Here is a 13,336-nt window from a genome sequence, read left to right as displayed (position 1 = left end):
TCTCCCTGACCTGGGTTCCGGTGTCTGTGAGCGTTCACAGTAGAGAAACATCCCGGCCACTTGTCAATGGTTGTTGCTGTGCGGTTATGTTGGCCTCGCACCGCTGATCGCGTGTGTGCACGTTCCCAAAATGATCGAATTAAACGGGAGAGATCCATGCCGGAGACCACCCCCAAGGGCCTCACCGGGCTCGCCTTCGGTGGGGACTACAACCCCGAGCAGTGGCCGGAATCCGTCTGGCAGGACGACGTCCGGCTGATGCGGGAGGCCGGGGTCACCATGGTCAGCGTCGGGATCTTCTCCTGGGCCCTCCTCGAACCCTCGCCCGGGGAGTACGACTTCGGCTGGCTCGACCGGGTGATCGACCTGCTGCACGAGCACGGCATCCGCGTCGACCTGGGCACCCCGACGGTGTCGCCGCCGGTCTGGTTCTACCGCCGCCACCCCGACGCCCTGCCGGTGACCGCCGAGGGTGTGCGTTACGAGTTCGGCTCCCGCGGCGCGATCTGCCACAGCAACGCGGACTACCGCGCGGCCGCCGCGAACATCACCACACGCCTCGCCGAGCGCTACGGCGACCATCCGGCGCTGGCGATGTGGCACGTGCACAACGAGTACGGCGTCCCCGTCTCCGCCTGCTACTGCGACTCCTGCGCCGCCCACTTCCGCCGCTGGCTGGAGACGACGTACGGCACGGTCGACGCCGTCAACGAGGCCTGGGGCACCGCCTTCTGGGGCCAGCGTTACGCGAGCATCGAGGACGTCAACCCACCGCGCGCCACACCGACCGTCGGCAACCCGGGCCAGGCCCTGGACTACAAGCGGTTCGCCGACGCGACCATGCGCGAGAACTTCCGCGCGGAGCGGGACCTCCTGCACCGCCTCGCGCCCGGCATCCCCGTCACGACCAACTTCATGACCGCCCTCAGCCAGTGCGACTCCGTCGACTACTGGGCCTGGGGCCGCGAGGTCGACATCGTCACCAACGACCACTACCTGATCACCGACGGCCGCCGCACCCACGTCAACCTCGCGATGGCCGCCGACCTCACCCGCTCCGTCGCGGGCGGCGCCCCCTGGATCCTGCTCGAGCACTCCACCTCGGGAATCAACTGGCAGCCGCGCAACCCCGCCAAGGCCCCGGGCCAGATGGCCCGCAACTCACTGGCGCACGTGGCCCGCGGCTCCGAGGGCGCCATGTTCTTCCAGTGGCGGCAGTCCCGGCGCGGCGCCGAGAAGTTCCACTCGGCGATGGTCCCGCACGGCGGCACCGACACGCGGGTGTGGCGCGAGGTCGTCGAGCTCGGCGCGGCCCTCGACTCCCTCGGCGCGATCCGCGGCACCCGCACCGTCGCCGACGCGGCCGTCCTGTGGGACTGGCACTCCTGGTGGGCGCAGAACCTCGACTGGCGGCCCAGCGAGGACGCCGACCCGCGCGAGCGCGCCGACGCCTACTACGAGGCCCTCCACGACCGCCACCTCACCGTCGACTTCGCCCACCCCGAGGCCGATCTGTCGCGGTACCCCCTGGTCGTCGTGCCCGCCCTGTACCTGATGACGCAGGCGGCCGGTCACCATCTCACGCGGTACGTCGACAACGGCGGCACCCTCGTCGTGTCGTACTTCTCCGGCATCGTCGACGAACACGACGCCGTGCACGAGGGCGCCTACCCCGGCGCGCTGCGCGACGTCCTCGGCCTGACCGTCGAGGAGTTCTCGCCGCTGCTGCAAGGCGAGCGCGTGCGCGTCGCCGGCCCCGACGGCTCCGAACTCGAAGGCGACGTGTGGACGGAGTTCGTCACCCCGCGCGGCGCCGAGACCGTGTGGACGTACGCCGACGGCCTCACCGCCGGCCGCCCCGCCGTCACCCGGCACCGCCTCGGCGAGGGGACCGCCTGGTACGTCTCCACCCGCCTCGGCCCCGACGGCCTCGACGCGCTGATCGGCCGCGCCGCCGAGGACGCGGGGATCGCCCCGCGCGCCGGACTGCCCCGGGACCTCGAGGTGGTGCGCCGCTCCGGTGAGACGGGCACCTACCTCTTCGCGATCAACCACACCGCCGCCGACGTCAAGATGCCGCTGGAGACTCCCGGCGCCGAACTGCTGACGGGCGAACGTGCCGCCGGCCACCTCCCGGTCCCGGCGGGAGCCGTACGGGTCGTGCGACTCGACGGCTGAGCCGACTCCCCCCTTCGCCCGTGGAGCCGCGAGCCGCGGGCGGAGGGGGGTCCCTCACCCCCGAGGGGTCCACACCCACCACGTCGAAGGGACGACGGACGACGATGTTCCATCCCAGACGCACGCTCAGGGCCCTGCTGCTGCCGCTCGCCGCGGGCCTCGCCCTCACCGCCCTGCCCGCGCAGACCGCGCAGGCGGCCGCCACGCTCACCAACGGCGGCTTCGAGACGGGCGGCACCGGCACCGCCACCCCGGCCGGCTGGTCGACGTACTCGGCGGCCGGACAGAACTCCGCCTCCTTCACCGAGTCCGGTGGCCACGGCGGCGGATACCGACTCTCGCACTACTCGGCGGCCGCGTACAAGGTCGAGACGTACCAGTACCTGTCCGGGCTCACCAACGGCGCCTACAGGCTCACCGCCTGGGTGCGCTCCGGCGGCGGCCAGAAGTCCGCGTACATCGCGCTGAAGAACTGCGGCGGCGCGGAGCAGCGCACCGACATCCCGGTCTCCTCCAGTGGATGGATCCGGATCGTCACCTCCGTCGCGGTGACGAACAACCAGTGCACCGTCGGCATCACCTCCGACGCCAACGCCGGGAACTGGATCAACGTCGACGACCTGACCTTCGCGCCGGGCTCCACGGGCCTCACCGTCAAGGGCTCGGACGTGTCGTCACTCGTCAAGAGCGAAGCCCTCGGCGGCGTCTACCGCAGCAGCTCCGGCGCCGTCCAGGACCCGCTCGCCGTCCTCAGGAACGCCGGGCAGAACTACGCCCGGCTGAAGGTCTGGGTGAACCCGGCCGACGGCTACAACAACAAAGCCCGCGTCCTGGCGGCGGCCAAGCGCGTCAAGGCCCGCGGCATGAAGCTCCTGGTGGACTTCCACTACTCGGACACCTGGGCCGACCCGGGAGCGCAGACCGTGCCCTCCGCCTGGGCCGGACATTCCTACAGCCAGTTGAAGACGGACGTCCACCAGCACACCCAGGACGTCCTGGGCGCCCTCAAGGCGCAGGGCACCGCCGCCGACATGGTGCAGGTCGGCAACGAGATCAACGGCGGCATGCTGTGGTCGGCCGGCTCCACCGACAACTGGTCACAGCTGGCCGGACTGCTCAACTCCGGCTACGCCGCGGTCAAAGCGGTCGACTCCGCCACCCCCGTGGCGCTCCACCTCGCCAAGGGCGGTGACCTGACAGGCACCCGCTGGTGGTTCGACAACGCCGTCTCCCACGGCGTGAAGTTCGACGTCATCGGCCTGTCGTACTACGGCTACTGGCACGGCACGCTCGCCGACTTCCAGACCACCCTCGACGACGCGGCCACCCGCTACGCCAAGCCGGTCTACGTCGCCGAGACGGCCTACCCCTTCCGGCTGGACAGCGAGGACGCGCACGAGAACATCATCGACCTGTCGAGCGAGCTGGTGTCCGGATACCCGGCCTCCGTCTCCGGCCAGACCCGGTGGATGAACGACGTGGCGAGCATCGTGGAGGCCGTCCCGAACGGCCGCGGACTCGGCGTCTTCTACTGGGAGTCCACCTGGACGGCCGTCGCCGGCAACGGCTGGGACCCGGCCGACGTCTCCTCCGGAAACGGCTGGGAGAACCAGGCCCTGTTCGGCTACGACGACAGGGCGCTGTCGTCGATGTCCTGGTTCGGGCACCGCTGATCCACCGGCCTCGCACGGCGGGGGTCCGGCCGCACTCCCGCGGCCGGGCCCCCGCCCGTCTTCCCCGTCCGTCCTGCCCGCCCGGTCCGGTCGCCACCCCCAACAGCCGTGTGCGGCAGGGGGATTCGATCCGGGACGAGGCTCGCGGAGTTCGGGACACGGCGGGCCCGACTGCGGAAGAGTGGGACGACGCGGTACGAGGAGGCTCGGACGGAGGGGACGACGATGCTGAGGATTCCCGCGAGTGAGCGGCGACTCGACATCCTGGAGTGGCTGAAGGAGCCGGCCCGGCACTTTCCGCGGCCGCGGCACGGCGACGTCGTCCAGGACGGCGTCGCCGCGGACGTCGTCGCGGCGAAACTCGGCGTGTGCCGCCGGGTGGCCGACAGCCACCTCGCCCTGCTCGCCGGCGTCGGCCTGCTGCGCGCCAAGCGCGTCGGACGCCGCACCTACTACCGACGCGACGAGATGCGCATAGCCGAAGTGGCCCGCATGTTCGAGAAGGGCTGGTGACGGATGTGGGAGGGACCGCAGGGACCACCGCACGGCCCCATCCCTTGCGGGACCGGATGGGCGACATCGTCGAGCACAGCGCGCGCCGGCGACGACTCGTGTCTGATCGTCGCCGGGACCGGCGGCCGCCGACTCACCCGCTTCCGGCTCACCGGCCCCCGGGCCGGACAGGCCGAACCGCTCGCCGGCAACCTGCCCGGCTTCCCGGACGACATGGGGCGCGGCACGCCGGACGGCCCGGTCCGGGTGGCGCCGGCCGGGCCGCGCGTCCCCCCGCTCGGCCTGCTGCGCCGCGCGGGCCCCGCCGTCGCCGCCGCGCCGCCCGCCTCGCCCTGCACGTCCGCCCCTCCGGGACGACAGGCGTGCTCGCGATCGACGACGACGGCCGGGTCCTGCACCGGCTCACCCGGCGCCGCTCCGGTTTCCGCGTGGTCACCAGCGCCTGCGGGACCGGCGGCAGGCTGGTCCTGGGCAGCCTGTGGGAGCGGGGCATCGCGATCTGCGAGGCGTCCGTGATCCAGGCGTGCCGAGCACGGGCGTCGGAATAGCCGCCGGACCCGATCGCGCCGCCGGCGCGGGGCGCGGCACGGTCGCGGCGCTCATGCGACCGGCCCTCCTCCGGCGCGATCCGCCGCAAGGCGCGGGTGTGACGGCGCTACCCTGGTGCCCGGCCGTGATCACTCGGGATCCGGCGGGGCGGGCGGACCGGGCAGGAGACGTGACGACATGACAGCCCCACACGCCCAGGGCCTCCGTACCGGGGCCCCGCGCAGGACCGCCCGCTCGGGTCAGCTCCCGGTGGTCGCCGTAGTGGCCCTCGGCGGTGGCGTCGGCGCCGCCGCCCGGTACGCCGCGGCCTTGCGGTGGCCCACCGGGGCCGGCGGCTTCCCCTGGACGACGTTCTGGGTGAACGTGGTCGGTTGCGCGGTGATCGGCGTCTTCCTGGTGGTGATCACCGAGGTCATGACGGCCCACCGGCTGGTGCGGCCGTTCTTCGGCACCGGGGTGCTCGGCGGCTTCACCACCTTCTCGACGTACGCCGTCGACATCCAGAAGCTGCTCGACGCGGGCCGCACCGGCACCGCCCTGGCCTACCTCGCCGCGACCCTCGCCGCGGCGCTCGCCGCCGTGTGGCTGGCTGCCACGGCGACCCGCGGTGTCCTCTCGCGGGGGCGGCGATGACCCGCCTCACCGGCGGCGCCCTGCGGCTGACCGTCTTCGTCGGCGAGAACGACACCTGGCGGCACAGGCCCCTGTACTCGGAGATCGTGCACCGCGCCCACGCGGCCGGTATCGCGGGAGCCAGCGTCTTCCGCGGCGTCGAGGGCTTCGGCGCGTCCTCGCTGATCCACACCTCGCGACTGCTCTCGCTCAGCGAGGACCTGCCCGTCGCCGTCGTGATCGTCGACACGCCGGAACGCGTGGAGGCCTTCCTGCCGCAGCTCGACGAGCTGGTCACGGACGGGCTGGTGGTCCTCGACGAGTGCCGAGTCCTCGGACGCACCCGCCGGGGCTCCGGCGCGGACGGAGACGGGGACGCGGACGGGGTTGGGGGCGCGGACGGGGACGGGGGCGGAAGACGTGGCGGCCGGCCGGACGATTCGGGCATGAAGGGTAAGAACTCGTTGTGAACTGGCTGGTGGTCGTCGCCGGCGGCATGATCGGCGCGCCGCTGCGCTACCTGACCGACCGCGCGGTGCAGTCCCGGCACGACTCCGTCTTCCCCTGGGGGACCTTCCTCGTCAACGTCGTCGGCTGCCTGATCCTCGGTACGCTGACCGGCGCCGCGACGGTCGGCCCCGACCTGCGGTTGTTCCTGGGGACGGGGCTGTGCGGGGCGCTGACCACGTACTCCACGTTCTCGTACGAGACGCTGCGGTTGACCGAGACAGGGGCCGGACCGCAGGCGGTCGCCAACGCCGTCGGGAGTGTGTTCGTGGGCCTGGGGGCGGCGTTCGCCGGGGTCGCCCTCGGGCAGTGGGCGTGGTCGTGAAGACGTCCGCCACGACCCGGGCCTGGTAGGACTGTCTCCGACACCGGGGCGTCCACCACGCCGTCGACCGATTCGTCTCCTCAGAACTGGATTCCATGAGCGCCATCTCCGTCGGCCAGGCCGTCGTCCTCGGAGCCGTCGAGGGAGTGACCGAGTTCCTCCCCGTCTCCTCCACCGGTCATCTGAAGATCACCGAGGGGCTGATGAACATCCCGGTCGACGACGACGCCGTCGTCGGGTTCTCCGCCGTCATCCAGGTCGGGGCGATCGCCGCGGTGCTCGTGTACTTCCGCAAGGACATCGTGCGGATCGTGTCGGCCTGGTTCCGCGGGCTCCGCGACCGCGAGGAGCGCCACCACCACGACTACAGGTTCGCCTGGTGGGTGATCTACGCGACCATCCCGATCGTCGTCGTGGGCCTCGCCGCCAAGCCGCTGATCGAGGGACCGCTGGCCTCGCTGTGGGTGGTGGCGGGCTCGCTCATCGTCGGCAGCGGTGTGATGTGGGCGGCCGACCAGATGGGCCGGCACAAGCGGGGCGAGGACGACACCTCGTTCAAGGACGCGATGCTCGTCGGCAGCTCCCAGATCCTCGCGCTGCTGTTCCCGGGGTTCTCCCGTTCCGGCGCGACCATGTCCACCGCGCTCATCCTGGACCTGGACCGGGTCGCCGCCACCCGCCTGTCGTTCTTCCTCGGCATCCCCGCCCTCACCGGCGCCGGCATCTACGAGCTGAAGGACGCCCTGGGCACGGGCGCCGGCGCGGCCCCCCTGGCCGTCGGCACGGCGGTGTCCTTCGTGGTCGCCTACGCCTCCATCGCCTGGCTGCTGAAGTTCGTCGCCAAGCACTCCTTCAACGCGTTCGTCGTCTACCGGATCGTCGTCGGACTGGCCCTGTTCGGGCTGCTGGCATCCGGGGTCCTCGACAGCTGAGCCGCCGGACCCTCGGCGGGGGCGGGCGTTGCCGTACAGGCCGCCCGCCCCTGAATTTTTGTCTTCAGCCGCCTTGACAGGGCCCTCGGACCACCCGGAGTATCTGTCTCGTGAACCTGTCAGACAGCCAGACAGGTGGTCGGATCCCGCGGCGCGTCAGCGCCATGGAAGCGGTGCTCACCCACCTCCGCGGCGCCATCGAACGCGGCGAGTACGCCATCGGCGACAAGCTCCCCTCCGAGGCGGAGCTCTGCCGCACCCTCGAGGTCTCCCGGCCCGTGCTGCGGGAGGCGCTGCGCGCCCTGCAGACCATGGGCCTGACGGTCGCCAAGACCGGCAAGGGCACCTTCGTGGTCGCCAACACCGTCGAGGACCCCACCTTCGGCGACTACGCGGCCAGCGATCTGCTCGAGGTGCGCCGCCACGTGGAGATCCCGGTCGCCGGGTACGCGGCCCGGCGTCGCACCGCGGAGAACCTGGACCACCTCGCCCATCTGCTCGAGCGCATGGAACGGGAGACGGACACCACCGCGTGGGTCGCGATGGACACCCTCTTCCACCTGGCCGTCGCCGAAGCCGCCCAGAACCCGGTCTTCCGCCGGGTCATCGAGGAGATCCGGGACGCACTGGCGCGTCAGTCGGCCTTCCTCAACGAACTGGGCGGGCGGCGCGAACAGTCCAACCGCGAGCACCGGGCGATCGTCGAAGCGCTGATCGACGGTTCCGAGACCGACGCCGTGGAGGCCATGAGCCACCACCTCGACCGCGTCGAGACCACCCTCACCGACATCGTCCGCGCCGCCGGCACGGACGCCCCCCTGGAAGGCGGACCCGAGGCGTGAGCGACCAGCACCTCAAAGACGAGACGCGACCCTCCACCCCTCACGTCGACGCCGGAGACGAGGGCTACAGCAAGTCGCTGAAGTCCCGCCACGTCAACATGATCGCCATCGGCGGGGCCATCGGCACCGGCCTGTTCCTCGGCGCCGGCGGCCGGCTCGCCGACGCCGGACCCTCCCTCTTCATCGCCTACGCGGTCTGCGGGATCTTCGCCTTCCTCGTCGTGCGCGCCCTGGGCGAACTCGTCCTGTACCGCCCCTCGTCCGGAGCCTTCGTGTCCTACGCCCGCGAGTTCATGGGCGAGAAGGGCGCGTACACGGCCGGCTGGATGTACTTCCTGAACTGGGCCACCACCGGCATCGCCGACATCACCGCGGTCGCCCTCTACACGCACTACTGGGGCATGTTCTCCGACATACCCCAGTGGGTGATCGCGCTCATCGCCCTGGCCGTGGTCCTCACCGTGAACCTGATCTCCGTGAAGATCTTCGGCGAGCTGGAGTTCTGGTTCGCCATCGTCAAGGTCAGCGCCCTGGTGATCTTCATGTGCATCGCGATCTACCTGCTGGTCACCCAGCACCCGGTGGACGGCGCCACCCCCGGCCCCTCCCTCATCAGCGACAACGGCGGCCTCTTCCCGAGCGGCCTGCTGCCCATGCTGCTGATCATCCAGGGCGTCGTCTTCGCCTACGCCTCCGTCGAACTGGTCGGCGTCGCCGCCGGCGAGACCGAGAACCCCGAGAAGATCGTGCCGAAGGCCATCAACTCGATCATGTGGCGGGTGGGCCTGTTCTACGTCGGCTCGGTGGTCCTGCTGTCGATGCTGCTGCCGTGGAACAAGTACACCTCCGGCGAGAGCCCCTTCGTGACGGTCCTGTCCAACGTCGGCATCCCGGCGGCGGGCGGGGTCATGAACCTCGTCGTCCTCACCGCGGCCATGTCCTCGCTCAACTCCGGCCTGTACTCCACCGGCCGCATCCTGCGCTCCATGGCGATGTCGGGCTCCGCGCCGAAGTTCACCTCGGTCATGAGCCGCAGTCAGGTCCCCTACGGCGGCATCCTGCTCACCAGCGGCATCTGCGTCCTCGGCGTCGGCCTGAACTTCGTCGTCCCGGCGAGCGCCTTCGAGATCGTCCTGAACTTCGCGGCGATCGGCATCCTCGCCACCTGGGGCATGATCATGATCTGTCACCTCCTCTTCTGGCAGAAGACCCAGAAGGGCGAGCTGACCCGCCCCGGCTACCGGCTGCCGGGCTCCCCCTGGACCGAACTCGTGACGCTGCTCTTCCTCGCCTCGGTCCTGGTCCTCATGTACGCCGACGGCGGCGCCGGACGCACCACCGTGCTGTGCCTGCCGCTGATCGCCGCGGCCCTGGTCGCCGGGTGGTACGCCATCCGCCGCAACCTCGCCCGCACCTCGTCCGAGGCCGACGCGTGACCCCGTCGCCGGCCGCCGACCACCCACCAGTGATGCAGGCAGTGATGTACAGCAGTTCCCTCGCCGACGCCCCCGTGATCCGCGAACCCCTCCACGCGCCCGTCGCCCACCTGGTCCGCGGCGGGGTGACCGAGGGCGTCCACTACGGCTCCGTCGTCGTCCTCGGCGCGGGCGGCGCCGTCGAACTCCAGCTCGGCGACGTCGAGGCCGCCTTCTACCCGCGCTCGGCGCTCAAGCCCGTCCAGGCCGTCGCCATGGTCCGGGCCGGGCTGCCGCTCGACGGCGAGCTCCTCTCGCTCGCGGCGGCCAGCCACTCCGGCGAGGAACGCCACCTCGCCGGGACCCGGCGCATCCTCGAACTGGCGGGCGTCACGGAGGACGACCTGCGCAACGTCGAGGACCTGCCGTACGCCCCGGCGGTCCGCGACGGCTGGATACGCGAGGGCCGCGAGCCCTCCCGCCTGGCCCAGAACTGCTCCGGCAAGCACGCGGCCATGCTCTACACCTGCAAGCTCAACGGCTGGTCCCTCGACGGCTACCTCGACCCGGCGCACCCGCTCCAGCAGGCGATCGCCGAGATCGTCGAGGACCTCACCGGGCAGCGCATCGCCCGGGTCACCGTCGACGGGTGCGGCGCCCCCCTGTTCTCCGTCTCCCTGCACGGCCTCGCCCGGGCAGTCTCCCGCGTCACCGCCTCCGCGCCCGGCACCCCCGAGGCACGCGTGGCCGACGCGATGCGCGCCCACCCCGAGATGGCCTCCGGCGCCGGCCGGGACGTCGCGGCCCTGATGCACGCCGTGCCCGGGCTGCTCGCCAAGGACGGCTTCGAGGGTGTCGAGGTCGCCGCGCTCCCCGACGGCCGCGCCGTCGCCGTCAAGATCTCCGACGGGGCGAACCGCGCCCGGGTCCCGGTCACCGCGGCCGCCCTCGCCCGAGCGGGCGTCGACCCGCGCCTGCTCACCGGGTTCGCGGGCGAGCCCCTCCTCGGCGGCGGCGAACCCGTGGGCCGCATCCGAACCGCTCGCGCGCTGGACCCGGTCACCGTGCGGGCCTGCGCCTGACAACTCCGGTGGCCACCGAGTGTGCGCGGTGGCCACCGGCGGACCGCCGGCTCCCACCGGCGGACCGCCGGCTCCCACCGGCGGACCGCCGGCTCCCACCGGCCGTTCCTCCCACCGCAGGCCCGGCCGGCACTCGCGCCCGGCTGCCGAACCGCCGCTCCGGTCACCACCGGACGGCACCCGACCGGCTCGGGCGGACGCCACCCCGTACCGCCCGAGCCGGCCGCCACCCGACTCCGCCTCCTTCGCACCTCCACCCTCAGCGCCAGCCTCAGAAAGAGGTCGCCCCCTCATGACCACCGCCGTCACTCGCAGCGAACACGACCTGCTCGGAGACCGGGACGTTCCCGCCGAGGCGTACTGGGGCGTGCACACCCTGCGCGCCACGGAGAACTTCCCCATCACCGGGACGCCGATCTCCACCTACTCGCATCTCGTCGAGGCCCTCGCCGCGGTCAAGGAGGCCGCCGCCCTCGCCAACGAGGAGCTGGGTCTGCTGGAGCCGGAGAAGGCGGCCGCGATCGTCGCCGCGTGCCGTGAGATCCGCGCGGGGAAGCTGCACGACCAGTTCGTCGTGGACGTCGTCCAGGGCGGCGCGGGGACCTCGACCAACATGAACGCCAACGAGGTGATCGCCAACCGGGCGCTGGAGCTGTTGGGCCACGCGAAGGGGGAGTACCGGTACCTGCACCCCAACGAGGACGTCAACCTCGGCCAGTCCACCAACGACGTGTATCCGACGGCCGTCAAGGTGGCGACGGTGTTCGCGGTGCGCGGACTGCTCGACGCGATGGCCGTCCTCCAGGACGCCTTCGGCCGCAAGGCCGTCGAGTTCCGCGAGGTGCTGAAGATGGGCCGTACCCAGTTGCAGGACGCGGTGCCGATGACGCTCGGGCAGGAGTTCTCCGCGTATGCCGTCATGGTCGACGAGGACCGCAGCCGTCTCGCCGAGGCCGTCGAGCTGGTCCATGAGATCAACCTGGGGGCGACGGCGATCGGCACCGGTCTCAACGCGCCCGCCGGGTACGCGGAGTCGGCCCGCGGCCACCTCGCGCGGATCACGGGGTTGCCGCTGGTGACCGCGGCGAACCTGGTCGAGGCCACCCAGGACTGCGGCGCGTTCGTGCAGATGTCCGGCGTCCTGAAGCGGATCGCGGTCAAGCTGTCGAAGAGCTGCAACGACCTGCGGTTGCTGTCGTCGGGGCCGCGCGCGGGCCTGGGGGAGATCAACCTGCCGCCGGTGCAGGCGGGTTCGTCGATCATGCCCGGCAAGGTCAATCCGGTGATCCCGGAGGTGGTCAACCAGGTCGCCTTCGAGGTGATCGGCAACGACGTCACGATCACCATGGCCGCGGAGGCGGGACAGCTCCAGCTGAACGCTTTCGAGCCGATCATCCTGCACTCCCTGTCGGAGTCCATCACCCATCTGCGCGCCGCCTGCCTGACTCTCGCCGAGCGTTGTGTGGACGGCATCACCGCCAACACCGAGGTGCTGCGCGCGAGCGTGGAGAACTCCATCGGCCTGGTGACCGCCCTCAACCCGCACATCGGGTACACGGCGGCCACCGAGATCGCCAAGGAGGCCCTCGTCACCGGCCGCGGCGTCGCCGAACTCGTCCTGGAGAAGGGGCTGCTGCCCGCCGAACGCCTCGCCGGTCTGCTGCGCCCCGAGGTGCTGGCGGGCAGCGGGCACGCCCTGGCCTGACCCGGCCGACCCCCTACGACCTGCGACGAACGCGCCAGGACCGGCACGGAGGCACAATGGTGATCATGACAACGACGTCGTCCCTCGCCTTCCAGCCGGTTCTGGAGCGCATCGCCGAGGAGATCGAGCGCACCCCCGGCCGCGGCCGGCCCGCCGACTACATCCCGGCGCTCGCCGCCTGCGACCCGCGCCGCTTCGGCATGGCCGTCGCGGAGCCGGACGGCACGGTGTACGGCGTGGGGGACTGGCGGGAGCCGTTCTCCACGCAGTCCCTCACCAAGGTCTTCACCCTCGCGCTCGGCCTGGCCCGTGAGGGCGACGAACTCTGGGAGCACGTGGGCCGGGAGCCCTCGGGCAACCCCTTCAACTCCCTGGTGCAACTGGAGTACGAGGGAGGCATCCCGCGCAACCCGTTCATCAACGCCGGCGCGCTGGTGGTCACCGACCGCCTGCACACCCGCAGCGGAGACGCGTCCCAAGAGCTGCTGGAGTTCCTGCGGGCCGAGAGCGCCAACCCCGGGCTCGACTTCGACGAGGAGATCGCCGCCTCCGAGGCCGCGCACGGTCACCGCAACGCCGCCCTCGCCCACTTCATGGCGTCGTACGGCAACATCGACAACGAGGTGCAGGTCCTGCTCGACCAGTACTTCCGGCAGTGCTCCCTCACCGCCTCCTGCGCCGACCTCGCCCTGGCGACCGGTTTCCTCGCCCGGCACGGCGTGCGCGCCGACGGCGCCCGGCTGCTCACCCGGAGCCAGGCCAAGCAGGTCAACGCGGTCATGCTGACCTGCGGCACGTACGACGCCGCCGGTGAGTTCGCCTACCGGGTCGGCCTGCCCGGCAAGAGCGGCGTGGGCGGCGGCATCATCGCGGTCGTGCCGGGCCGCTGCACGCTGTGCGTGTGGAGTCCGGGCCTGGACGAGCACGGCAACTCGGTGGCGGGAGTGGCCGCGCTCGACCGGTTCACGACACTCACGGGACTGTCCGTCTTCTGACCTCGCGT

The 13,336-nt window shown here is 71.6% G+C and carries 12 protein-coding genes and 1 pseudogene; all 13 read left to right on the top strand.

Features of this window, described 5'->3' with window-relative positions; translation table 11 throughout:
• The first annotated feature begins 156 nt into the window (after window positions 1-156).
• The 13 genes and pseudogenes from QF032_RS03835 to QF032_RS03775 all read left to right on the top strand — a co-directional run bounded on the left by QF032_RS03835 (window position 157) and on the right by QF032_RS03775 (window position 13,328).
• Entirely contained in the window at window positions 157-2,178 is a 2,022-nt protein-coding gene (locus QF032_RS03835; protein ID WP_307054894.1) for a beta-galactosidase, read from the top strand.
• A 104-nt stretch (window positions 2,179-2,282) separates the two neighbouring features.
• Entirely contained in the window at window positions 2,283-3,851 is a 1,569-nt protein-coding gene (locus QF032_RS03830) for a glycoside hydrolase family 53 protein (RefSeq protein WP_307054892.1), read from the top strand.
• A 225-nt stretch (window positions 3,852-4,076) separates the two neighbouring features.
• Complete coding sequence (locus QF032_RS03825; RefSeq protein WP_307054890.1) at window positions 4,077-4,364, top strand: ArsR family transcriptional regulator; 288 nt, start codon at window positions 4,077-4,079, stop codon at window positions 4,362-4,364.
• A gap of 78 nt (window positions 4,365-4,442) precedes the next feature.
• Window positions 4,443-4,912 (top strand): annotated as a pseudogene (locus QF032_RS40550) (SMP-30/gluconolactonase/LRE family protein); the annotation flags it as partial.
• Between the two features lie 178 nt (window positions 4,913-5,090).
• Window positions 5,091-5,546, top strand: coding sequence for a fluoride efflux transporter CrcB (gene crcB / locus QF032_RS03815; RefSeq protein ID WP_307039971.1), 456 nt, complete (start codon window positions 5,091-5,093; stop codon window positions 5,544-5,546).
• Window positions 5,543-5,995 carry a DUF190 domain-containing protein gene (locus tag QF032_RS03810; protein WP_307054887.1) on the top strand — a complete coding sequence of 151 codons (453 nt, stop codon included), beginning with the start codon at window positions 5,543-5,545 and terminating at the stop codon, window positions 5,993-5,995. Before crcB (QF032_RS03815) ends, QF032_RS03810 begins: the two co-directional genes overlap by 4 nt.
• Entirely contained in the window at window positions 5,992-6,357 is a 366-nt protein-coding gene (gene crcB / locus QF032_RS03805) for a fluoride efflux transporter CrcB (RefSeq protein WP_307054884.1), read from the top strand. The genes QF032_RS03810 and crcB (QF032_RS03805) overlap by 4 nt, the downstream gene beginning before the upstream one ends.
• 95 nt (window positions 6,358-6,452) lie before the next feature.
• A complete protein-coding gene (locus QF032_RS03800; RefSeq protein WP_306954906.1) occupies window positions 6,453-7,289 on the top strand; it encodes an undecaprenyl-diphosphate phosphatase in 837 nt (278 codons plus the stop codon).
• Between the two features lie 164 nt (window positions 7,290-7,453).
• A complete protein-coding gene (locus QF032_RS03795) occupies window positions 7,454-8,131 on the top strand; it encodes a FadR/GntR family transcriptional regulator (RefSeq protein WP_306956222.1) in 678 nt (225 codons plus the stop codon).
• Complete coding sequence (locus tag QF032_RS03790; RefSeq protein WP_307039965.1) at window positions 8,128-9,567, top strand: amino acid permease; 1,440 nt, start codon at window positions 8,128-8,130, stop codon at window positions 9,565-9,567. The genes QF032_RS03795 and QF032_RS03790 overlap by 4 nt, the downstream gene beginning before the upstream one ends.
• A gap of 44 nt (window positions 9,568-9,611) precedes the next feature.
• On the top strand, window positions 9,612-10,628 hold the full coding sequence (locus QF032_RS03785; protein WP_307049899.1) for an asparaginase: 1,017 nt from the start codon (window positions 9,612-9,614) through the stop codon (window positions 10,626-10,628).
• A gap of 292 nt (window positions 10,629-10,920) precedes the next feature.
• Window positions 10,921-12,333 carry an aspartate ammonia-lyase gene (aspA, locus tag QF032_RS03780; RefSeq protein ID WP_307054882.1) on the top strand — a complete coding sequence of 471 codons (1,413 nt, stop codon included), beginning with the start codon at window positions 10,921-10,923 and terminating at the stop codon, window positions 12,331-12,333.
• Window positions 12,334-12,389: 56 nt separating this feature from the next.
• Complete coding sequence (locus QF032_RS03775) at window positions 12,390-13,328, top strand: glutaminase (protein WP_307039961.1); 939 nt, start codon at window positions 12,390-12,392, stop codon at window positions 13,326-13,328.
• Window positions 13,329-13,336: the final 8 nt, after the last annotated feature.

The organism is Streptomyces achromogenes (genome assembly GCF_030816715.1).
Classification (GTDB): Bacteria; Actinomycetota; Actinomycetes; order Streptomycetales; family Streptomycetaceae; genus Streptomyces; species Streptomyces achromogenes_A.
Note: the sequence above shows the minus strand (reverse complement) of the source record. Positions and strands in the feature narration are given on the sequence as shown.